Below are 24,147 nucleotides of genomic sequence, written 5' to 3' on the forward strand. Positions count from 1 at the left end.
CGCCATGTTTAAAACAGAATCAAAATCCCGACGACTGGCCCGGTGGTGGCTCCCCGTTGCGCTGCTGGCCGCTGGCTCGTCTGTTCGGGCTCAGGAGTACACCCTCGATCAGCTCCTGGCCAAAGCCCAGACCAGCAGCTTTTCGGTTCAGTCGGCGCGGCTCGACGAGGTTAGAACAGAGGCCCGGATTGCCGAAGTGAAAGCCGGCGCCCGCCCCCAGGTGAACCTGGCCGGCGACTACAAACGGTACCTGAAAATTCCGGGGCAGGTTGTGCCCGCATCGGCCTTTGGCGGTCCGGACGGTACGTATCAGGTGCTGGCGTTTGGTCTGCCCTATAACCTGTCGACAACCGTACAGGCCGTTCAGCCGCTCTACAACCAGTCGCTGCTGATAGCCACCAAAGCCGCCAAAGCCAGCCGCGACCTGTCGGCCCTGCAAACCCAGAAAGTCAGAGAAGACGTCGCCTACAACGTATCGGCTACCTATTATAATCTGCAGACAACGGCCCAGCAGATCGCGTTTCTGCGGAGCAACGTAACGGCTACCGAGCGCCTGATTGGTATTACCGATCTGCTTCGCCAGAACCAGCTGGCCAAAGGCGTCGATGTGGACCGGCTGCGGTTGAGCCGCACCTCCTCCCAGACGCAGATCGAGTCGTTACAGGCTACGTACAATCAGCTGCTCAACACGCTCAAGTTCCTGGCAGGAATTCCCCAAACCGACTCGCTCACGATTCGCACCACCATCGACGAAACCACTCCTGTTGCGCCCGCCAACGAATACACCATCAACCGAACCGACCTGCAACTGCTCGATCAGCAGCGAACGCTGAACAGCCTGGAGCAGCAGAATATCAAAGCGGGCTTCGTGCCGACCCTGACGGCCTACGGCGTTGCCAACAGTACGGTATTTGCCGTGGGGGGTGATAACTCCTACCTCAAAAATGTACCAGGCTACTGGGTAGGTCTTCAGCTCAACTGGAACCTGTTCGACGGGTTGACCCGCAAGGCCCAGCTCAGCCAGAAACGCATCGACAATCAGCAGCTGGATGTTCAGTCGCGGCAGGTGCGGGAATCGATCTCGATGGAGATTGCCAACGCCCGCAACCAGTTTCTGGTGCAGCAGCAGAACCTGAGCACTACCCGCAGTCAGGTAACCCTGGCCGAGCGGGTCTACGCCCAGACCCAACTCCAGTTTAAGGAAGGCACCGTCGATGTTACGGACGTGGTGCAGGCCGAAAACACCCTCCGCGACGCGCAGAACAACTACCTCAACACCCTGGTCAGGCTCCGCACGGCCGAGCTGGACTGGAAAAAAGCAACCGGCAGCCTCGTTAGCCGATAAGCCGACCCGGTTTCTCACTCATCCGTTTTTCAGCACTCTCTTGCTTATACCGGCCGTATGACCAGCACCGCCCGGGTGGCTGCGACTGCCCTACCATCAAATACCACAATCCAAAAACGAAACAGGTTATGAAACGCATACTAACCGTACTGGCCCTCATCTCTACGCTGGGCCTGACCGCCTGGACGCTCCTCAACAACAAAGAGGCTGTAGAAGCCAGGGTCTACAAACCCAATCCCGATCAGAAAGTAGGCGTTCGCGCAGCCACGGCCGAACTACGCAATCTGACGCAGGCCAGCGAATTTCTGGGCTCGTTTTCGCCTAACCGCACCATCGAAATCCGTCCGCAGGCGGGTGGCCAGATCGTTCAGCTCCCCATCGAGGAGGGGCAGACGATAGGCGCCGGCCGACTCATTGCCAAGCTGGACGACGAACAGATCCGGTACCAGATCGAAGCCTTGCAGGTAACCCTCGAAGGGTATCAGAACGACCTCAAACGGTATGAGACCCTGGTGAAAGGCGACGCAACGCCGGCCATTAACCTGGAACGTACTCAGCTCAGCATCCGGGCCACCCAGGCGCAGATCAAGCAACTTCAGAAGCAGCTGGCCAATACCACCGTTACGGCTCCGTTTGCCGGTATCGTGACGGAGAAAATGGCCGAGCGCGGTTCGGTTGTGTCGGTAGGTGCCCCCATTGCCAAAGTAACGGACATCTCCAGCCTGAAGCTGGTCGTCGATGTACCCGAAAAATCGATCAATCAGTTCCGGGTGGGCCAGTCGATAGCCGTCGAAACGGAGGTCTATCCCCAGGTTCGGTTTACGGGCCGGGTCTCGATGATCAGCGCCGAAGGGGATGCGGCCCATAACTACCCCGTCGAAATTACCGTACGTAACTCAGCCGCCCATCCGCTGCGGGCGGGCATGTATGGCTCCATAGCCAACACCAGCCAGCTGAAAAGCCAGACGCTGGCCATACCCCGTCAGGCTATTGTCGGGTCGGAGAAGCAGCCCCAGGTGTACGTAGTTGAAGGAGGCAAGGCGGTACTGAAGCCGGTCAAAATTGGCGCTACGACCAATGACTACTACGAAATCATCAGCGGCCTCACGGCTGGCAGCCAGGTAGTTACCAGCGGTCAGATCAACCTCCAGAACGGCACGCCGGTAGTGGTTCAATAACGTAGCGGGCACCCGCACAGCGCGCTGGCCCTTTCACTCTTCCATCTACGATCATGAATTTCGTTGAAACGATCATCAAACGCCCCTCGCTCATTATCGTGCTGTTTGCGGTACTGACCATTGGTGGCCTGTTCTCCTACAATCTGCTGAGTTACGAGTTGCTGCCCAAATTTTCGGTACCCACCATTACGGTGACGACCGTTTACCCCGGCGCGGCCCCTTCGGAAGTAGAAACCGAGGTCAGCAAGAAAATTGAAGATGCCGTGTCGGGGCTCGACAACCTCGACGAAGTGACGGCCAAGTCATTCGAGAATGCGTCGGTCCTGATCGTGCAGTTCAAGCCCGGTACGGATATCGACGCAGCCATGCAGGATGCCCAGCGCGAGATCGACAAAATGGTCAGCGACCTGCCCGACGATGCCCAGCAGCCCTCGCTGTCGAAGATATCGCCCAGCGACCAGCCCATCATGCAGCTCCTGGCCACCTCGTCGCAGCCGAACGCGGTGTTCTACCAGCAGATGGAAGACCGCTACCTGCCCGTGCTGCAACAGATCAAAGGCGTTGCCGACATCGCGATGGTGGGGGGCGACAAGCGGGAAATCCGCGTGAACGTCGATGACGACAAGCTCAACTATTACGGGCTATCCCTGCTGCAGGTCACCCAGGCCATCAACCAGGCCAACCTCGACTTCCCGACCGGTAAAGTAAAAAACACCGCCGAAAACATGACCCTGCGGCTGGCGGGCAAGTTCACCTCACTGGACGACGTTCGGAAGCTGGTCGTGGCCACGCATGGACCCAGCGGCAGCCCCATCCGCGTCGGCGATGTAGCCAACGTAACCGACGGACTCACCGAACCCACCAGCATCAGCCGCTACAACGGTCAGAACGGGATCGGTCTGTTCATCAAGAAACAGTCTGACGCCAACGCCGTCGAGATCAGCCGGGCCGTGCAGGAAAAACTGGCGCAGATCGAAAAAGACAACAAGGCCGACAACGTCCATTTCGCCATTGCCTACGACAGCAGCGTGTTCACCCTGGCCTCGGTAGAAGCCGTTACGCACGATCTGTTTCTGGCCATTGGCCTGGTGGCGGTAGTGATGCTGCTGTTCCTGCACAGCGTCCGGAATGCCTTTATCGTCATGGTATCGGTACCGGCTTCGCTGATTTCGGCCTTCCTGTTCATGTATGTCATGGGCTACTCGCTCAACCTGATGACCCTGCTGGCCCTGTCGCTGGTAATCGGTATCCTGGTCGATGACTCGATCGTGGTGCTGGAAAACATTCAGCGCCACCTCGAAATGGACGGTCCGACGGGTCGGAAGAACCGCTGGCAGGCCACACTCGACGGCATGAAGGAAATCGGCTTTGCGGCCGTTGCCATTACACTCGTCATTGTGGTGGTGTTCGTGCCGATTACGCTGGTCAACTCGGTCATTGCCGATCTGCTGCGGCAGTTTTCGCTGACCGTAGCCTTCGCCACGATGGTCAGTCTGCTGGCCAGCTTCACCCTGACGCCCTGGCTGACGTCGCGGCTGGCCAAACTCGAACACCTCAATCCTAAAAACCCCTTCCAGGCGTTTCTGCTCTGGTTCGAACGGGGTCTGACCGCCCTCACGGCCTGGTATCACCGGTCGCTCGACTGGGTGCTGAGTCATAAGCTGGCCTTCACGGGCATCCTTGTCGCCATGTTTGCCTTCACGGGCTGGGTGATGAGCCTGGGCATTATCGGGTCGGAGTTCGTCGCCGAAGGTGATCAGGGCAAGTTTCTGCTCACCATGAAACTCGACAAGAGCGCATCGCTCCAACAGAATAACCTGGCCGCGCGGTCGATCGAAGATTACCTGCGCAAAAAGCCCGAGGTGCAGACCATTTTTGCCAACGTAGGGGGCGCCAGCACCGGTCTCAACAGCACCGGACAGGGCGAAACCAACCGCAGTGAGCTGACGGTACAGCTGGCCCCCGCCGACGAACGGCCCGGTCAGCAGCCTACCGAAGCCTATATGATTGCCGTTCGGCAGGAGCTTGCCCAGCGGTTTCCGGCCATCGAATTCAACTCATCGGTGGTGGGTATTGTCAACTCCGGTACGGCACCCATCGAGATTTTCCTCAGTGGCGACGATGTGAACCAGAACCTGGCCGCTGCTGAAGACCTGGCCAATCGGCTCCGCCGAACCCCCGGAGCCAACGACGTCAACGTATCCGTAGAATCGGGTAACCCCGAAGTACGGGTCGACATCGACCGCGAAAAAATGGCCCGGCTGGGTCTGAACATCCAGACCGTTGGCGCCACCCTGCAGAACGCCTTTGCGGGTAACGACGACTCCCGCTTCCGGGACGGTGGCGAAGATTACGACATCCGGGTGATGCTGGACGCTTTCGACCGCAAGAACCCCGACGACGTGAAGCGCATCAACTTCTACAGCCCCGCGGCCAACCGGACGGTGCGGCTGGCCGAGTTTGCCAACGTATCGCTCAGCAACGGCCCTTCGCTGCTGGAACGCAAAAACCGCCGGTCGTCCGTAACGGTAACGGCCAACACCCTCGGTACGGGATCGGGAACGCTCACGGGCGTCATTCAGGCCGACCTCGCCAAAAATCCGCTGCCCGCCGGGGTAACGATCAGCTGGGGGGGCGATGCCAAAAACCAGAGCGAAGGCTTCGGGTCGCTGGGGATCGCGATGCTGGCTGCGCTGCTGCTGGTTTATTTCATCATGGTGTTGCTCTACGATAGCTTCATCTACCCGCTGGTGGTTATGTTCTCGGTACCGGTGGCGGTAGTAGGCGCGTTGCTGGCCCTGGCGCTCACCTCGTCGGACATCGGCATTTTTGCCATGCTGGGGATGCTGATGCTGATTGGCCTGGTTATCAAAAACGCCATTCTGATCGTCGACTTCGCCAACCAGCAGAAAGCGCAGGGTGTGCCCTTCCGGCAGGCCATCCTGCACGCGGGCGAAGAGCGGCTACGGCCTATTCTGATGACGACCATCGCCATGGTTATCGGTATGATTCCCATTGCCACCGCCAGCGGAGCTGGGGCCGAGTGGAAAAACTCGCTGGCCTGGGTACTGATTGGTGGACTAACCAGCTCCATGGTGCTGACCGTCTTTCTGGTACCGATGGTCTACTACCTCGTTGACCGGACGCAGCAGTGGTTCAGCACCCGCTTCAGCCCCTCGAAGAAGAGCGAGCCCGTTGCCGACGTGCTGGTTTCCTGACCGTATCGACCTTGTTCGGATTATATCCGCCCGGTATAGTCCGAACTCATTCATTCTCATGTCCAAACAACCCAGCTAACTCATGACATCGCAGCAAATCGACAATCAGCTTCGTACTATCCTGACCAACACCGGCATCAGCACCACCGCCCTGACCGACCAGGCTCATTTCAGCCGCGACCTGGGCTTCGACTCGCTCGACATTACCGACTTATTACTCCAGGTAGAATCCGGTTTCAGCATACGGATTCCGGACGAAGACTGGTGGCAGCTTCAGACGCTCGGCCAGTTGAAGGATTATCTGAGAAATCAACTGACGTTTGGTGAAACGCAGCTCTTATAAAGCGTGTTAATCAGATGACCTCTTTACACGACCATCCGTTACACTGTGCTTGCCGGCCAACCGGCGGCAAGCACAGCTTTTTCCATCAACTCATATGGAAACGCTTATTGAAGAACCTATACGAAGGGAGCAGTCGCTCCGGTACCAGCTGTCATTCCGTCCGTTTCTCCGCTACCTGAACGCCCAGCGTCAGGCGGCCGGCTCAGGCAGTATGGCCCGGCTGTACACCTACCTCATCGAGCAGTTTGAGCCGGTAGCCACCCTGACGAGTCAGTCGCTCGACGCGCTGCCGGCCGATACGCTCAGCAACTACTTTCAGCTGGCTACCACGGCGGTTCTGCCGCTGGCCGACTCCAGCCAGTCTGTTCCGTACGCCTTTGGGCTTCCGATGCCCCTGCGGCTTTTTCATCATTCGCCCGCGCTGGAACGGCTGATCAGCCAGTTTCCTCAGCTGCTGGTTACCCCGCCCGTTCATGACGACCCGGCCAGCAAACAGCGGTTTCTGTACCGGCTTATCCTTGAGAAATGTTACGACGTATCGATGCCGTACAGTCCCGGCCTGTCGTTCCGGTTTCAGCAGGAAGTAAGCGGCCTGACAAAGTATTACCAGCTGGACGTCAACATATCGTTCGTTGAGCCGTATGCTACCGGTGAGCTGCCCCCTCTTCAGCCCGCCTGGATCGAGTTTGCCCGGGGTAGTGCGCCCCTGCCCGCCCAGGTCCAGCCGCTGCCGCTGGAGGAGTTCACCTTCGAAGGCTTTTCTTTTTTTCGGGTCGAAGACGTAACCGAGTCCGAGTCCATTCAGCAGCTGCGCGACGTGTTTGTGCACCTTACCTCTGCCACCGAGCCCGAATCCTATACCCATTTCGAGACGGCCCTGCGCAACCTTTGCGGTCAGCCCGGCCTCGAAATCGGGTTGTTGCCGCTGCCCAAAGTGAACGGACAGCCGGTCGTTCTGCCCGATAATCACGAGCGGAGCGTTTTTCTGCGATTCTCGGGCCTCCGCATGGACGACTGCGATGAACTCATGACCCAAACGATGGTCAGCGAGCTGAGCTGCAACCCCTGTCCGCACCTGGTCACCGACCTGAGTGCACTCCCCCAACCGGCTTATCAGCTACTGGCCAGCAAAGGGTTCCGCAGCTTTCTGCTCTACCCGATCGTGGTTGGCGGAGAGATGCTGGGGGTTCTGGAGATGGGAAGCCGGCAACCCAACGCCTTCGACGAGACCATGCTGGGGCATATCGAGCGGGTGCTGCCGCTGATTCAGGAACTCATCCGCTACCAGCTCCAGCAGTTTCAGGATAGGCTGGAGACGTATATCCGGACCAAGTTTACCTCGCTGCAACCGGCCGTTGAGTGGAAGTTCTACGAAACCGCCTGGGCCGAGATAAGCCAGCCCACCACCGACCCGGCCCATACGAGTCCGTTGCCGATCCGTTTTCCGCAGGTTTACCCGTTCTATGGGGCCGTCGACATCCGAAATTCGTCTGCCGAGCGGCAGAAAGCCATTCGCCAGGACCTGCTGAATCAGCTGAGCCTGATCGAAGAGATTTTATACCAGGTTCGACAACCGGCCGTCGGCGATCGCCACAACAATTTGATGCTGAGCAGCTACCAATGGCAGACTCACCTCACCAACGGACTTACGCCCGACCAGGAGCAAAGCATTACCCTGTTTTTTCAGGACGAAGTGGCGCCGTATTTACAGCGGCTGCAAACCGAACAGCCGGCCCTGACGGCAGCCATCAGCCAGTATTTTGCGCAGATCGACCCCAAAACCGGATTCGTGAATCAGGCGCTGTCGGCCTATGAACAAACCATGGATCGGCTGAACAACGTCGTCAACAACTACATCAACCAGGAAGAAAAAGAGCTACAGGCGCTGTTTCCCCATTACTTCGAGCGGTATCGCACCGACGGCACCGAGTATAGCATCTACGCCGGCCAGTCGATTGCGCCCGGTACCAGCTTCCCCGAAACGGTTCGGCAGCAGCTCTACCAGTGGCAGCTGAAGTCGATGGTCGATATGGCCCGGCTTACCCATCAGCTGCGTCCCGAACTTCCGTTGCCGCTACAGACCACCCAGCTGATTCTGGCGCATACCCAGGCCGTAGACATCAGCTTCCGGCGCGACGAACGCCGGTTCGACGTAGAAGGCTCCTACAGCATCCGGTACGAGGTGCTGAAAAAACGCATCGACAAGGTAAACATCCGCAACACGAACGAGCGGCTCACCCAGCCCGACACCATCGCGCTGGTATACACCTACTCCGACGAGATCGCTGAATACCTGCCGTTTATTGCCGAACTCCAGCGGCAGGGCAAGCTGAAGCCGGGCCTCGACTACGTTGATCTGGAACCCGTACAGGGGGTTGCTACCCTGAAAGCCCTCCGGGTAGCCATCCAGTATCCTGACTGACCGTCACCCCACCGGCATGAAATCACTACATAACATAGCCTGCGGGCTGGCCGTGCTGATTGGTCTGGTCGGCGGCTACCCACGGGCACTGGCCCAGACGGCCCCGCCCGACTCGGTTCGGCACCGGATTATCCTGATTGGCGATGCCGGTCGGCTTCGGCAGCAGCGCAACCCGGTTGTCGACGCCGTAACGGCCCGATACGACCTCAACAACGCCCGCACCACCCTGCTGTACCTGGGCGATAACGTATATCCGCGCGGACTACCCGACGAAGGCAGCCCCGACTACAGCGCCCAGACCGAGGTGTTGCGGTACCAGGCCCAGCCCGGCAAACAAAGCCGCATCCTGTTCATACCCGGCAATCACGACTGGGGCAAAGGCAAACCCGACGGCTGGGAACGGATCCGGCAGCAGGGCCGCTGGATCGACAGCCTGAAAGCGCCCAACATCCGCCTGCTGCCCGCCGACGGTTGCCCGGGTCCGGAAGAAATACACCTCAGCGATCGGCTGGTGCTGGTCATCCTCGATACGCAATGGTGGCTCCACCCCTACGACAAGCCCGGCACCGATTCCGACTGCGCCTGCAAAACCCAGGACGAGGTGCTGGTTCGGCTCCGCGATATTGCGTACCGCAACCAGGGAAAAGGGCTTATTCTGGCTACGCACCACCCGTTTCGGAGTTACGGTATCCACGGCGGCTACTATACGGCCCGGCAGCACCTTTTCCCGCTGACCGATTTTGCGCCCCGGCTGTTCGTACCCCTGCCCGGCATAGGGTCGCTGTATCCGCTGGTGCGGGGGGTGTTCGGCAACATTCAGGACCTGGCCAACCCGACCTACCGGCAGATGGTCCGTGCCATCGAAACCACGCTGGCCCAGGTGCCGAATGTCGTGTTTGTGTCGGGTCATGATCACTCCATCCAGCACATTGTCGATAACAACCGGTCGTATATTGTCAGCGGATCGGGTATTAACCGGGAGCGGGTGAAGTCCGGGAAACTGGCTCGCTTCGTCAGCCCGGACTGGGGCTACGTGGTGCTCGATGAGCTGACCAGTGGCAGCCTCAACGCCACCTTTCATACCGTCGACGAAGCCGCCACGGCTACCCAGGTCCATGCGGCTCCGATCTTCGGCCGGCTTCCGGCTATTGATTCAACCCGGACGGGGTCGGCTCGTTCCACCCGCTGGCCCGACAGCGTTACCGTAGCCATAGCCCCGGCCTACGACAGCGTAGGTGGCGTTCACCGGCTGCTGCTGGGCAACAACTACCGCCAGACCTGGGCCACCCCGGTTACCTTTCCGGTCTTTGACCTGACCCATACCCTGGGCGGCTTCACCATACTCCAGCGGGGGGGCGGTATGCAGACCAAATCGCTGCGGCTGGCGAATGTCGATGGACGCGAGTGGGTATTGCGGAGTATTCAGAAAGACCCGACCGGTGCCCTGCCGGTGGCCCTGCGCCAGACCATTGCGAAAGACGTGTTGCAGGATGAAATATCGGCCGGGTTTCCGTTTGCGCCACTGGCCGTCGCTTCCCTGGCCGAAGCCGCCGGGGTTCCCCACGCAACACCCCGCCTGGTTTACGTACCCGACGACCCCGCCCTGGGCATCTACCAGGCCGATTTCGGGCAGTCGGTAGCCCTGCTGGAAGAGCGTAATCCGGTCGATGGCAAGTCGGTCAGCACCGCCAAAGTCCTCGAAGCCCTGGCCGACGATAACGACAACCGCGTAGACCAGCGGGCCGTACTCCGGGCCCGGATGCTCGATCTGCTGATCGGCGACTGGGACCGGCACGAAGACCAGTGGCGGTGGGGCTCCCGCAAAACCACCGGCGGCAAAACATACTACCCCATTCCCCGCGACCGCGACCAGGCTTTTTTCAGGGCTGGCGGTCTGCTACCCTCGGTGGCGGCCCTGCCGTGGCTACAGCCCAAATTTCAGGGATTTGCCACGAAGCTGGGCAACGTAAACGGGCTGATGACGAACGCCCGCTACTTCGACCGGCTGTTCCTGCAGGAACTTTCCACGCGAGATTGGATAAACGAGATTACGGATCTGCAAACCACGCTGACCGACAGTGTGCTCCGCCAGGCCATCGGCCAGCTCCCCGAAGCGGTTCGGCAGCAGTCGGGCGATCGGCTGTTCGAGACGCTGCGGGCCCGTCGCGGCTGGCTGCTGCGCGAGGGGCTGACCTACTACCGGTTTCTGGCCAAAACCGTCGACATACCCGGTTCCGATAAAGCCGAGCTGTTTCGCGTCGACCATCGGGACGACGACCATGTAGCGGTTTCGGTGTATAAGATCGGCAAAGACGGGGCCGATGCCCGGCGGCTGTACTACCGCGTTTTCGACACGTCGGTTACGCGCGAGATCCGGCTGTACGGACAGAAAGGCAACGACCGCTTCGAGGTCGGCGGAACGCAGAAGGCCAACGTAACCATCCGGCTCATCGGCGGCAAGGGCAACGACGTCTTCACCGTTACGGGTACACCCGGCAAACCATTCATCTACGACCGGACAACCGAAGCCAATACCCTGCCGGAGCCCGGCCTGGCCCGGCTGCGGCCCGGCACCGACAAAGCCGTTAACCAATTTGATCCGCACGCATTCACCTACGACCGGCTGGCCCCGCTGCTGTCGGCAGGCTATAACCTGGATGACGGCCTGCTGCTCGGCGCGGGGGTGCAATGGAAAACCCACGGGTTCCGGAAAGCCCCGTTTGCGACCGACAACCGGCTCCTGATCAGCCGGGCGCTCGCCACCGACGCCGTATCGCTCCGGTACAGCGGCACCTTCACCGACGTAATCGGCCGAAACGACCTCGTCGTCAACGCCGTGGCGAAAGCGCCTACCAACGTCTCCAACTTCTTCGGCCCCGGCAACGAGTCGGCCTACGACCAGACCCGCCGGATCAGATACTACCGCACCCGTTATAACCTCATCACGGCGTCGGCCCAGCTCAGGCACGCGCTGGGTACGCACGCCAGTATATCGGCGGGGCCCGTCTTTCAGTATTTCAGCCTCGACCTGGCCGACAACCGGGGGCGGTTTATCGAGCGCTATCTGGCCGATCAGGGAACGGCGGCTTTTTTACAGCGGGAAAGTTATGGCGGTATACAGGCTGGTATAACCCTCGACACCCGCACCGATCCGGCGCAGCCGATCGGGGGCGTTTACTGGCACACCACCCTGCTGGGGCTACAGGGTTTCGGGCAGCAGGCCAACACCTTACGCAGCTTCAGTCGGCTTTTCATCTGTATACGCGCCTGGACCCGGCCGGGCGGCTGGTACTGGCCCACCGGATCGGGGGCGGCCTGACGTACGGCAACCCGGCCTTTTACCAACTGCTGTACCTAGGCGGGCAGGATAACCTGCGGGGTTTCCGAAACTTCCGTTTTGCGGGTAACCACATGCTTTACCACAGCCTTGAAGCCCGGCTCAGGCTATTCAGCTTTCAGTCATTCCTGTTTCCGGGCCAGGTCGGGCTTACGGCTTTTCACGACATCGGGCGGGTATGGTTCACCGGCGAGTCGTCGCACCGCTGGCATAACGGCTACGGGGGCGGGCTGTACGTGACCCCGGCCAGTCTGCTGGTCATAACGGCACAGGCCGGTTTGTCGACCGAGGGGGTGTTGCCGTACGTTTCTATGGGTTTCCGATTCTGATTTTTACTTCCAATCCCGCTGCCCTATGCAGGCCATCAATCTTCACCACCTAAAAAACTACGTGCACCGCTTCTTTCAGGAGCACCCCCGCCCCGAACTGGTCTACCATAATCTGGAGCATACCAAAGAGGTGGTCAACGCCGTCGATGAACTGGCACAGCATGCCAGCCTTAGCGAGTCCGATTACCTGGCCGTGATGGCCGCGGCCTGGTTCCACGATCTGGGCTACCTGACAGGCCCACCCGAGCAGCACGAAACCGCCAGCGCCGACCTGGCCGCGGCCTACCTGCGGGAAGCCGGGGCCGACGCCGACCTTATCGACCGGGTGCAGCGCTGTATTCTGGCAACCCAAATGCCGCAATCGCCCCAAACGCTGCCCGAAGAAATCCTGTGCGACGCCGATCTGTACCACCTGGGCTCCGACGCCTATAAAGACCGGCAGAAACGGCTTAGGAAAGAGCTGGAGCAACTGAGCAGGCAGTCGATTTCGGGCAGCTACTGGCGGCAGCAGAACATAGCCCTGCTCGAACAGCATCGGTATTTTACCCCGTATGCACAGCGGCACCTGCAAAAAGGACAGGCCGAGAACCTGGAACGGATGCGCGACAAACAGGCCGAAAAGGCAGCCGTCTCCCCGGCCAGTGCGGTTACGGAAGCCCAGCCGCAGCCAGCCGCTCCGGCCAGTGAACCCGAAAAAGGTCGAAAAAAAGACAAGGAGAATCGCCCGGACCGCGGGATAGAAACCATGTTCCGGACCACATCGACCAATCACCTGCGGCTGAGCGAAATTGCCGATAGCAAAGCCAACATCATGATCTCCGTCAACTCGATTATGGTGTCGGTACTGGTATCGGTACTGCCCCGCCGAATCGAAGAAAACCCGAGTCTGATTGTGCCCACGGCGCTGTTCCTGACCACGTCTATTCTGACGATCATCTTCGCTATCCTGGCCACCCGCCCCAACGTCACCCAGGGCACTTTCTCCCACGAAGACATTCAGCAGCGAAAGGGCAACCTCCTTTTTTTTGGCAACTTCCACCAGATGAGCCTGGGCGAATACGAGTGGGGCATCAGTGAGCTGATGCGCGACAGCACCTATCTCTACAGCTCCATGACGCGCGATATATATTACCTGGGCAGGGTACTGGGCAAGAAATACAAATTGCTACGGGTGGCCTACAACATCTTTATGTTTGGCTTTGTGGTATCGGTGCTGGCCTTCCTCGGCGTCTTTTTCTACTCCGGCAAATAACGACACCCAACCATCAATCGCCCCAACGCAGCCCGGGGGCACCTGCCTGCGTCTGTAAGCAGTACAAAAGCCCTCAGAGGTTGTTTGGGGAAGTCAGTTGAGAAGGTAAAGCCGTGATGAGACCCGATTTTATACCCCCCAGCCCATTCGAGCGGACTAACGTCAGCAAGTATCTTCCCCAAACAATCCCGTCAGGGGGTGATATGTCCATAGCCTCCCCGCAGCCAACGTGATCCATCTCCGGCGGGAGTGACATGTAAAAAGCCCCATGCTCTGCACGGGGCCTGTTTATTGTCGATCACTGACGGGCCGATAGCCGGGCCGTTGTTGATTATTTCTGGCTGATCTCCGCTTCGCTGGCCGATGCCTTGTACACACCAACTTCGGCCAGTTCAACGGGGCCACCGAGGCTCGTAAACGAGAACCGCAACCGCGAGGAACGCACTGCCGGAAACCGCAGCAGCCGCTTGTAGCCCACGGTGGTGAACGATTGCAGCGGCTGCCACGCACGGCCATCCCAGTACTCGACCCGTCCGCCCGATACGCGCTGCCCGCTGGCGATGTTTTCCTGGATGGAAATTCGGTCGAACGACGACTCGCCCGCCAGGTCGACCGTCAGCGACTGGCTGGCGGGCAGCGTCACGAACGTGTTCAGCTTTCGGTCGGTTAGTTTGGGATTCTTCGCCACGAGGTTGGTCCGGAAGGTTTCGTTCAGAATGGTGCGGAACGCTTTCAGACTGGCCACATCCGAATCAGACAGGAGCCCGTCGCGGTTAGGCGGCACGTTGAGCAGCAGCAGGCTGTTCCGCCCGACGGACTGGTAATACAGATTCACCAGATTGGCCCCCGAGCGGACTTTGCTGTCTTCGGCAGGGTGATAGAACCAGCCGGGCCGGATGCTCACGTCGGTTTCGGCCGGAATCCAGCGCTTACCCGCCGGGTCGCCCGTGTTCAGGTATTTCGAGTCGGCCACGCCCGGCGCCATGCCATCGGTATTGATCATCGACCAGCAGGTTTCGCCCGCATTACCGGCTTCGTTGCCGACCCAGCGCACATCGGGTCCGGCGTCGGAAAACATAACCGCGTTGGGCTGCAACTCGCGAACCAGTGCCCAGTAACCGTCAAAATCATAGGTCATGTCTTTGGCATTCTCGCCCTTGGCCCCATCGAACCAGACTTCCGACACCTCTCCGTAGTTGGTCAGCAGTTCGCGCAGCTGCGCCTTGTAATAGTCGTTGTAGGCGGCCGTGCCGTAGCGTGGCTCGTGCCGATCCCAGGGCGACAGGTAAACGCCGAATTTCAACCCGAACTCGCGGCAGGCATCGGCTACCTCCCGAACAACATCCCCTTTGCCACCCTTCCACGGACTGCCCTTTACCGAATGGTCGGTCAGTTTGGTTGGCCACAGGCAGAAGCCATCGTGGTGCTTGGCGGTAATGATGGCCATTTTGAATCCCGCATCGCGCAGGGCCCGCACCCACTGCCGGGCGTCGAGTTGGGTCGGGTTAAAAATAGCCGGGCTTTCGGTACCATCGCCCCACTCTTTATCGGTAAACGTGTTGACCGTAAAGTGCAGAAACGCCGTGGTTTCCAGTTGCTGCCAGTTTAGCTGGCGGGGGGTTGGTTTGGGTTGGGCCTGGCTGACCGTACCCGAAAGAAGGCTCGCCAGCAGGAGGGCGGTTACATACGTCAATTTCATGCAGGGAAACAATCAGTAGTCAATAGTCCTGCAAAGAAGCCAATAAATTGGAATGAGTACTGGTGAACCTGTCAGATTTCTGCGAACGGCCTCGTACCGCCCATCCATTCTACCGGGACAGCTTTCCGGCGACCCCCGGGGCGCTACTGGTTTTTCTTCGCCGACAGCCCGACCGTTTGCCGAACAACCTGCATGGTAGCGGCCTGCCGTTGCCGCACGAAGGCCATGGCTTTGTTCACCCTGGCTTTTGCGGCCGGATAGTCGCGGTGAATAGTCAACAATTCGGCACTCAGGGCTTCGGCGGGGGTCTGGTCGATCTCGAACAGCCAGTTACCCAGACCGATATCGCGGAACATCCAGCCTTTGCGGCCGTGGGCCAGGGGCCGCGCATGAACAACGGGCACGCCCAACGCCAGCCCCATGATGAGCGAATGCGGCTCGATCCCGAACATCGAATGGGCGCGGGCATAAACCGACATGGCTTCGTCCGCATTCCAGTAGGTATCGCGCCAGACCACCTGCCGCTGAATATCGGCGGAGAGCTGGTCGTATACGCCGGTTTTGGCCTGCGCCACTTCCTTGCTCACTTCGGGCGCCAGCAGCACCTTCAGGCCCGTTTCTCTGACCCAGGTCGTAATGAGCTCCCGCACTTTGCCCAGCCGCTGCCGGTCCTGCTCCTGCTGGGCGGGGGTTGGCTGCGCCGGGTTCAGCGGACTGCCTTTGCTTTTATCGTACAGGTGCGGGGTGTTGGTCCGGATCACGACCGTCAGAAATTTCTGGTCCTCCAGCCCATTCTTTTTCAGGAAAGCCATTCCTTTCTCTTCATCACGAACGTCGATGCCGAAGCAGCCGTCGGGGCCGAACTCCAGCTTGCCGGGCCGGAACGCATGCTCGCTCAGGAACGCCCGGGACTCATCGTCGCGGCAGTAGATAAACGCGGCCCGGCTCAGCACGTCTTTAAAGACAGGCATGGCCGGATGCGCGAACTTATCGAACGACTGCCCATACAAGCCGAACGGAATGCCGCGGTCGAGGCAGTAATAAAAAGGCGTCAGCCCTGCCATGGTAGTCCCCCATTCGTAGCCGAACAGCCCGTAATTATACACCATCCCTGAGTTGACTATGTACAGGCTGGCCCGGTCGAAAGCCTCTTTCAGCTCTCCCTCAAAGGGCTTATCGCGGTCGTAGAAGGCACCGCGCACGATTTTCACCTTCGGAAAATGTCGGGTGATGACTTTTTCCGTTTCGGGCCGCGGGTCCTGGTGCCACAGCAGAATCTCGGCTTCGGGTACGTACCGTTCCAGCAGACGCAGCGTACCGGGGGTGTGGCCCTGATCGCCGATGTTGGCATCGTTCCAGGACGACCGGAGCAGAATAACCGGGTTCCTGGGGGGAGCAACGGCGGGTCGATCGGCTACCCCTGGCAGGGATTCGGCTGGCAATATCGCCGTTGCCGACGACAGCGCCGATAGTTTGATAAAGTCGCGTCTTGTTGTCATAAATTAACTGGCGGCCAGGGCCTTCCGGACTACGCCCATGGTTTCCTGCTGGCGTTTCTGTACAAATTTCTGAGCCTGAGCAACGGTTTTTCGGGCGGCTTCAGGGTTCTGGGCCATCTTCAGCACCGTCGGTACAATACGGGCCACGTCGGCCGGCGTATCCATATCGAACAGCCACTGGTCCAGACCAATATCGCGCCACATGAAGCCTTTGCTCGTCTGCTCTTCAAAGCGACAGACTATAGCCGGTATACCGTTGGCAATGCACATAATCGGCGAATGCATCTCCAGGCCGAACAAACCCGCCGACCGCCGGTAGGTGCTGACGGCCTCGTCGGTCAGCCAGTACCGATCGCGCCAGACCACCCGGGCTTTCACATCATCGGGCAGCGGGTCGTACAGCATCTCTTTGCCGATCCTGACCTGGGTTTCGTTTTCCGGCACCAGCAGCACCTTCATGGGCGTTTGCCGCACAACCGCGATGATGGCCTCCCGGATGGGCGCGTTGTCATGTTCCTTCATCTGCTCGTTACGCGCGTGTTTGGCCGGATTGACGGTCTGTTTTTTCTGCGGCAGCTCCCACCAGGGCGAGAACCGGAGCTGCGGAATGGCACACAGAAACCGGCCGTCTTCGAGCCCATGCTGCCGAAGAAACGACACGGCCGCTTCGTCGTTTTTCACATCGACCGCAAAAGCGCCATCGGGGCAGAACTCCATCACCGGGTTGACGACCCCGGCTTTCCGGGCAAAGGCCAACGAGACCGAATCACGGAAATACGCGAACCGGGCCTGGTTCAGCAGCTCCACATCCAGCGGGTTGACCGTTTGCCGGTCGGCAGGCAGGCCGTAGATGCCGGGGAACGTGATGCCGTAGATGCCATAGGGCTTGCCGGTCTCCCGACGCCAGCGGTCCAGGTCAGGACGTGCCACCAGCGAGGGGCCGGAGCCGTGTAACAGAAAGTTGCAATCGGCAAACGCCCGGGCCACATCGGCCGGTGTCTGTACGATCGTCACCCGGGGAAACCGCTTCCGCAGCATCTCCTCCACGCCGTTGTCGACATGCATGGGCCACAGCCGCACCGGTGCGTCGGGCAGGTATTTTTCGAGGAGCGCCAGCACACCCGGCGTGTGGCCAATGTCGCCAATATTTTCGGTCTGCCACGACGACCGGAGCAGTATCGTTTTTTTATCAGCCAGCCGGGCCAGCGCGGGCAGGCTCATCAGCAAGCCGGCCAGGGCGGGCGTTTGCCGCAGAAACGTACGACGGGTTTCCATCTATCAACTAGGCTGTTTTTTTCAGAAGTCCCATGGTTTCGCGCTGCCGCTGCTCAACGAACCGACGTCCCTGGGCGGCCTTGGCCCGGGCCGCTTTGGGGTCTTTGGCCATGGCCAGCACCGTAGGCACGTAGCGGCCGATATCCTGCTCGTTGTCCATATCGAAGAGCCAGTCACCCAGCCCGATATCACGCCACATGAAGCCTTTGCTCGTCTGCTCTTCAAAGCGACCCACCACGGCCGGAATCCCGTTGCCAATACACATGATGGGCGAGTGCATCTCCAGGCCGAACAAACCCGCCGACCGCCGGTAGGTGCTGACGGCTTCGTCGGTCAGCCAGTACCGATCGCGCCAGACCACCCGCGGCTTTACATCGTCGGGCAGCTTATCGAACAGGATTTCCTTGCCCAGCTTCACCTGCGTTTCGTCTTCGGGGCAGATCAGTATGTTCATGGGTGTTTGCCGGACAATAGCCACCATGGCCTCCCGAAGCGGAGCGTTGTCGTGTTCCTTCATGGCCTGGTTACGCGCGTCGCGGGTGGCATCGAAAGCGGTTTTTTTGCTGGGTATCTCCCAATAGGGCGTGAAGCGGTTACGCGGTATCACGCACATGAACTTACCGTCTTCCAGTCCATGCTGCTGCATGAAAGCCAGCGCGGCCTGATCGTTCTGCAAATCGACGGCGAAGGCACCATCGGGGCAAAACTCCATCACGGGGCTGGTTACGCCATTGGATTTGGCAAACGACAGCGACACCGAATCGCGGAAGAGCGCAAAACTGGCGTTGCTCAGCAGCTCTACATCCAGCGGATTGGCCGTTACAGTGGCCCTGGGGTCGGGGCTGTAAACGCCGGGGAAGGTGATGCCGTAGATGCCATACGGCTTACCGGTTTCGTTGTGCCAGCGCTCCACATCCTTACGCGCCACCAGCGAGGGGCCCGAACCGTGGAGCATAAACGCGCACTCCTTCAGCGCCCGCGCCTGATCGTCCGGGGTTTTGAGGATAGCCACCTTCGGGAACCGACGGCGCAGCAGTTCTTCGACACCATTGTCGACGCTGGAGGGCCACAGCCGCACCTCGACATCGGGCAGGTATTTCTCCAGCAGAGCCAGTACACCGGGCGTATGGCCAATGTCGCCGATGTTGACCGTTTGCCAGGACGACCGGAGCACGATCGATTTCCTGGCGGCTGGCTGCGCCAGGGCGGGTATGCTCATCAGCAACCCCATCAGCGATGGGGTCTGCTTCAGAAACTCTCTTCGGTTAGTCATAAACGAGGGTACGGTTAATAGCCCGGGTTCTGGGCCAGATTGGGGTTAGCGTCCCGGTCCGACTGCGGAATGGGCAGCAGCACATGAAAGGGCTGAATGGCGGCATTTCTATTGAAGCTGTTCTCAGCCTTGACGGCTGCGAGCAGACGGCCCGTCCGGATCAGATCGAACCGGCGGCTCCCTTCAAACGTCAGCTCCAGCCGCCGTTCCAGCCAAACGGCCTCCTGAAACGCCTGGTAGCTGAGGCCACTCAGCGGGCTCAGGCCCGCCCGGGTTCGTACCCGGTTCAGCGCGGCAAAGGCGTCGGCCGTTGGGCCGTTGTTGGCTTCGTTGAGCGCTTCGGCGTACATCAGCAGCACATCGGCATAGCGCAGAATGGGAATGCTCGTCCCTTCGCCCCCGTTGGTTTTGGCCGTTCTGTCCCACAGTTTCTGGAAAGCGACCGCTTTGGTCGGGTCCGGATCGGTTATGGACAGGTTGGTCGTAACCCCGTTGAAGACATAGGACGTCAGGAAGGTAACCGCCTTGCGCTGGTCGGCGCTGGTGTAGGCGTTGAACAGGCTCGCCGTTGGCCGCGCAATACCCGATCCGCCACCGGGGTAGATGGGCCCCGACCGTACGCCAAAACCCCGGCCCAGTCCGTGGCCCCGCACGTCGGTCAAGTACTGTACCTCGATGATATTCTCTTTGCCACCCCGGGCCGTCAGGGCGAAGGCTTCGGCAAACGTAGCGTACAGGTCATAGACACCCAGGTCGATTACTTCTTTCGCTTTGGCAGCGGCCTGCGCCCAGTAAGGCGAGTTTTTGGTGGTGCCGGCCCGGGTCAGGTAGACCTTGGCCAGCATGCCTTTTGCCGCGCCCTGCGTCATCCGGCCCGATTCGCTGGCTGGGTACGATTTGGGCAAATCCGCTTCGGCTTCTTTCAGGTCGGTTTCGATCTGTTCGTAGATTTTGGCTACGGGATCCCGCGGTACCGCCAGTCCCTCCAGCGAAGTTGTTTCCTTAATGACCAGCGGCACATCGCCGTAGAGCCTGACGAGGTTGAAATAGTGAATGGCGCGCAGGCATTTGGCTTCGGCTACGTACCGTTTTTTGAGCGCTTCGTCCATCGGAATACCCGGCACCCGGGCCATGACGATGTTGGCGCGGTTGATCCCAGAATAAGCGCCACCGAACCCGCCGATCAGGGTATTGGTCGATACGATGTTGTAGCGCCACAGCAGTGGTCGATCGGCCGCCCCGGTCAGAAACGGCACCCCGTCGTCGGTGGTCGTAACGTCCACGCTGTGTTCGATGGGGGCGTTCAGGGAAGCGTAACACGCGCCCAGGGCCGCCCGCGCATCGTCGGCGGTTTTGAAGTAGGTAGCGTCGGTCAGGTTCGTGACCGGCACCAGATCGAGTTGATTTTCGCACCCCAGCGTCACCAGGGCCAGCAACGGAAGCAGGTATTTGATTTTCATGGGTCAGGCGATGCGTTTAGAAAGAGAGGTTCAGACCAGCCAGTACGGTTTTAGCCGTCGGATAAGCCCCGTAGTCCAGCCCCTGGCTGAGCGATGAGCTGCCAAACCGGTTCACTTCGGGGTCGTAGCCGGTGTAGTTCGTAAAGGTGAACAGGTTCTGAGCCGTCACGTACACCCTGGCGGTGCTCACCGACAGCCGGTCGAGCAGGGTTTTAGGCAGGTTATATCCCAGCGAGATATTCTTGACCCGCAGGTACGAGCCGTCTTCGACCTGGAAACTGGACAGAATCCGCGACCCACCGGCGGCATTGGCGCGGGGAATGGTGTTGCTGGGATTGGTGGGCGTCCAGCGGTCCAGCACCCGCGCCGACTGGTTGTTACCGCCCGTCAGGTTGATGAGGTCGAAGGTGCCGTAGTTCAGTATGCTGTTACCCGATACGCCCTGAATAAAAATGTTCAGGTCGAAGCCCCGGTAGGAGAAGGTGTTGTTAAGCCCTCCGAACAGTTTTGGGTTGGCATTGCCGATCACGTCCCGGTCGAGGTCGTTGATGGTTCCGTCGCCGTTGAGGTCTTTGTAGCGCAGATCGCCGGGCCGGGCCGTTTTCTGAGCCGATGCGTCGACTTCGGCCTGGTTTTGAAAAATACCGTCGGTTACGCGCCCGTAGAAGTTACCCAGCGGACTCCCTACGCGCAGCAGAATCGGGTTGATGGTGGTGGCGAAAATGACGGCATCGGTTCCCGTGGTGAACTCCTGTCGCCCATCCAGCGTCAGAATTTTGTTCCGGTTCAGGGTTACGTTGAAATCCGATGTCCAGCGGAAGCCACCCCGTGCCGAGTTGCTGTTGATATTGACGGTATTCAGCGCCAGCTCGAACCCTTTGTTTTCAACACTACCGATGTTTTTCAGGGTCGCGTTGAAACCCGAGGAGGTAGGTACGCCCACGAAAAACAGCAGGTCAGCGGTTTTTTTGATGTAATAATCGGCCGTAAGCTGAATCCGGTTGTTCAGGATGCCTACGTCAAGGCCCGCGTCGAACTGGGCGCTGCGTTCCCAGCGCAGGTCGGGGTTGGCAATACCGGCGGTGGTGGCGCCGGAGTTGAGTACCCCTCCCAGTACGTGTGAGTAGTTGCCGATGTTGGCCAGGTACTGATAGTTTCCGATTTCCTGGTTGCCCGACAGCCCGTAACTGACTCGTAGTTTGGTATCAGACAATATGTTCTGGTTCTTCAGCCATTTCTCGTTGGCCAGTTTCCAGGCAAAAGCCCCCGACGGGAAGAACCCAAACTTGTTGTTGGTACCAAAGCGCGACGACCCGTCCCGACGGGCGGTAAAGGTCAGCAGAAAGCGGTCGTCGAAGCCATAGTTGACGCGGGCCAGGTACGAAATCAGCCGCCAGTCGTTGGCTCCGCTGCTGGGCGCCAACAGCGACGAACCCGCAGCCAGGTTGTTATACAGCGCAAAGTCGTTCGGAAACGTATTGGCTCTGGCCATCACATCTTCGGTAGCCAGCCCCTGAATGGTGTACCCCAGCAGCGCGCTTACCGTATGGCGGGTGGTCAGTTGCCGGGTGTAGTTCAGCGTATTCTCGTTGAGCCAGCCAATACTCTGCCTCGCGTTGACCGAGGCCGAACCGCCCGAGCTGGACCCGTCCAGCACCAGCCGCGAGCTGTAGCTGTTGCCCTTCGTCGATTGCAGATCGGCCCCAAAGCTGGTTCTGACGGTCAGCCCTTCCGTGATTTTGTAGTCGACGTAGGAGTTGGCCAGCAGGCGAATCAGCGAGCTGAGGTTCCGGATTTCGTTGGCAATGGCAACCGGGTTATCGACGCCGTATCCATTCAGGGTACCCAGGTTCCGGAAGTAAGTGCCGTCGGGGTTATAGACCGGGAACGTAGGCGAGTTACTCAGCGACGCACTCGTTACCCCACCGCCCGCGTTGCCGTCTACTTCGGTCCGGGCACTCCGGCCGGTCGTATAGGCTCCCTGCACGGTAAGCCCCACCCGCAGCCGCGACGATACGTCATTGTCGAGGTTGGCGCGCAGGCTGTAGCGTTTGAAGTTCGAGTTGATGATGATCCCCTGCTGATCGAAATACCCGAACGAGACCGCGTAGCGCGACTTTTCGGAGCCGCCCGATACGCCGAGCTGGTGGTTCTGGATGGGCGCGTTGCGGAGTATTTCGTTCTGCCAGTTGGTGCCTTCGCCCAGGCTGGCCGGTAAGGGCCGGTCGGCGGTGCTGCCGTCGAAATAAGGGCGCCCGCCGTTGTTGGTCTGCGCTTCGTTGACAAATTCGGCAAACTGCCGGGCGTTGAGCAGCGGTATGGTTCGCCGGGCCGACTGCGACCCGTAATACATCTCGTAACTCACCACCGACTTGCCCGCCCGGCCGCGTTTGGTCGTTACCAGCACCACCCCATTCGAGCCCCGCGAGCCGTAAATGGCCGTAGCACTGGCATCTTTCAGGACTTCGATCGATTCGATATCGTTCGGGTTGATGGAGTTGAGGCCCGTTGTCGGAAACCCGTCGATTACGTAGAGCGGGTCGTTGCTGGCGTTGACAGAACCCGACCCGCGAATCCGGATCGTGGCCGCCCCGCCGGGCCGGGCTGAGTTCTGCACGACCTGTACCCCGGCGGCCCGCCCCTGCAGCGCCCGGTCGAACGCCACGATGGGTGTCGCCTTGATGTCGGTCTCCCCCACCCGGGCCACCGCCCCCGTCAGGTCCGACTTCTTGACGGTTCCGTAGCCAACCACCACTACCTCGCTCAGGGTTTTGTCGTCTACCTTCAGCGTTACGGCCAGCGTGGTCCGGCTCCCGACCGGTATTTCCTGCGGCAGGTACCCTACATAGCTGAACACCAGCACAGCCTCGGGGCCCGGAACGCTGATGCGGTAGTTGCCGTTCTGGTCGGTCGATGTGCCCCGTACGGAGCCTTTCACCACGACGCTGACGCCCGGCAAACCAGCCCCGGTTTCGTCGGAGACGGTACCGCTCACGGTTTCGTCGGCCACATCGGCACTGGTCGGGCTGGCCGATACGCCGGCGGTACGCTGGGCAACGGCCGATTCGGCACCAGCGGGAGCAGTCGTACCGGGTTCAGAAAATCGGCTGTTGCTGCCCAGGTCGGGCCGGGCGGCCGGTTTAGCCAGCACGACATAAGACGTTCGGTTAATTTTTTTGTAGCGCAGCCCGTGGGGACTCAGGATGGCCGTCAGCGCTTTTTCCAGTGACGATTCGGCCGCAAACTGACTGGGCGAAACCAGCAGGTTATCCACCGTTTTCAGCTCAAACAGAATGTCGACCTGGTACTTACTTTTCAACTCGGTCAGGACTTCTTTCAGCTGGCGCGACGCGTTGGCTCTGGGCATCTGGCCCTGCCCCGGCTGCGTTTGCCGGGCAATGGCCAGCGCCTGCGACCAGCCCGGTTGCGGCCCAAAAAGCAAAGCGGTTAGCAGCAACCCCCAGCAGGAGGCTTTGGGTAGTCGGTAATTCATAGGAAGAAAGGGTTAGCGGAATGA

14 protein-coding genes are annotated in these 24,147 nt (G+C 59.8%); 8 read left to right on the forward strand and 6 right to left on the reverse strand.

The window, feature by feature from the left end; genetic code table 11:
* Window positions 1-4 precede the first annotated feature (4 nt).
* The 8 genes from B1C80_RS11385 to B1C80_RS11415 all read left to right on the forward strand — a co-directional run bounded on the left by B1C80_RS11385 (window position 5) and on the right by B1C80_RS11415 (window position 13,424).
* Window positions 5-1,345 carry a TolC family protein gene (locus B1C80_RS11385; protein ID WP_077921222.1) on the forward strand — a complete coding sequence of 447 codons (1,341 nt, stop codon included), beginning with the start codon at window positions 5-7 and terminating at the stop codon, window positions 1,343-1,345.
* A gap of 128 nt (window positions 1,346-1,473) precedes the next feature.
* Window positions 1,474-2,523, forward strand: coding sequence for an efflux RND transporter periplasmic adaptor subunit (locus tag B1C80_RS11390; RefSeq protein WP_077921223.1), 1,050 nt, complete (start codon window positions 1,474-1,476; stop codon window positions 2,521-2,523).
* 53 nt (window positions 2,524-2,576) lie between these two features.
* On the forward strand, window positions 2,577-5,741 hold the full coding sequence (locus B1C80_RS11395) for an efflux RND transporter permease subunit (RefSeq protein ID WP_077921224.1): 3,165 nt from the start codon (window positions 2,577-2,579) through the stop codon (window positions 5,739-5,741).
* An 82-nt stretch (window positions 5,742-5,823) separates the two neighbouring features.
* On the forward strand, window positions 5,824-6,084 hold the full coding sequence (locus tag B1C80_RS11400; protein ID WP_077921225.1) for an acyl carrier protein: 261 nt from the start codon (window positions 5,824-5,826) through the stop codon (window positions 6,082-6,084).
* Window positions 6,085-6,178: 94 nt separating this feature from the next.
* The gene (locus B1C80_RS11405; protein ID WP_077921226.1) at window positions 6,179-8,506 is read left to right on the forward strand and encodes a GAF domain-containing protein; all 2,328 of its coding nucleotides are present in this window, start codon (window positions 6,179-6,181) and stop codon (window positions 8,504-8,506) included.
* 16 nt (window positions 8,507-8,522) lie between these two features.
* Window positions 8,523-11,825 carry a metallophosphoesterase gene (locus B1C80_RS11410; protein WP_236648729.1) on the forward strand — a complete coding sequence of 1,101 codons (3,303 nt, stop codon included), beginning with the start codon at window positions 8,523-8,525 and terminating at the stop codon, window positions 11,823-11,825.
* Window positions 11,792-12,172, forward strand: a complete 381-nt coding sequence (locus B1C80_RS28700) for a BamA/TamA family outer membrane protein (RefSeq protein WP_236648772.1) — start codon at window positions 11,792-11,794, stop codon at window positions 12,170-12,172. The genes B1C80_RS11410 and B1C80_RS28700 overlap by 34 nt, the downstream gene beginning before the upstream one ends.
* 25 nt (window positions 12,173-12,197) lie before the next feature.
* Window positions 12,198-13,424, forward strand: coding sequence for a Pycsar system effector family protein (locus tag B1C80_RS11415; RefSeq protein ID WP_077921227.1), 1,227 nt, complete (start codon window positions 12,198-12,200; stop codon window positions 13,422-13,424).
* 331 nt (window positions 13,425-13,755) lie between these two features.
* Here the strand turns inward: B1C80_RS11415 and B1C80_RS11420 are convergent, their stop codons facing one another.
* The 6 genes from B1C80_RS11420 to B1C80_RS11445 form a co-directional block, all read right to left on the reverse strand.
* Complete coding sequence (locus B1C80_RS11420; protein ID WP_077921228.1) at window positions 13,756-15,123, reverse strand: alpha-L-fucosidase; 1,368 nt, start codon at window positions 15,121-15,123, stop codon at window positions 13,756-13,758.
* A 143-nt stretch (window positions 15,124-15,266) separates the two neighbouring features.
* On the reverse strand, window positions 15,267-16,622 hold the full coding sequence (locus B1C80_RS11425) for a polysaccharide pyruvyl transferase family protein (RefSeq protein ID WP_077921229.1): 1,356 nt from the start codon (window positions 16,620-16,622) through the stop codon (window positions 15,267-15,269).
* A gap of 3 nt (window positions 16,623-16,625) precedes the next feature.
* On the reverse strand, window positions 16,626-17,897 hold the full coding sequence (locus B1C80_RS11430) for a polysaccharide pyruvyl transferase family protein (protein WP_077921230.1): 1,272 nt from the start codon (window positions 17,895-17,897) through the stop codon (window positions 16,626-16,628).
* 7 nt (window positions 17,898-17,904) lie between these two features.
* Window positions 17,905-19,170, reverse strand: a complete 1,266-nt coding sequence (locus B1C80_RS11435) for a polysaccharide pyruvyl transferase family protein (RefSeq protein WP_077921231.1) — start codon at window positions 19,168-19,170, stop codon at window positions 17,905-17,907.
* 14 nt (window positions 19,171-19,184) lie between these two features.
* On the reverse strand, window positions 19,185-20,630 hold the full coding sequence (locus tag B1C80_RS11440) for a RagB/SusD family nutrient uptake outer membrane protein (protein WP_077921232.1): 1,446 nt from the start codon (window positions 20,628-20,630) through the stop codon (window positions 19,185-19,187).
* A gap of 16 nt (window positions 20,631-20,646) precedes the next feature.
* Entirely contained in the window at window positions 20,647-24,123 is a 3,477-nt protein-coding gene (locus tag B1C80_RS11445; RefSeq protein ID WP_236648731.1) for a SusC/RagA family TonB-linked outer membrane protein, read from the reverse strand.
* Window positions 24,124-24,147 lie beyond the last annotated feature (24 nt).

The sequence above is a fragment of the Spirosoma sp. 209 genome (assembly GCF_002006735.1).
GTDB lineage: Bacteria > Bacteroidota > Bacteroidia > Cytophagales > Spirosomataceae > Spirosoma > Spirosoma sordidisoli.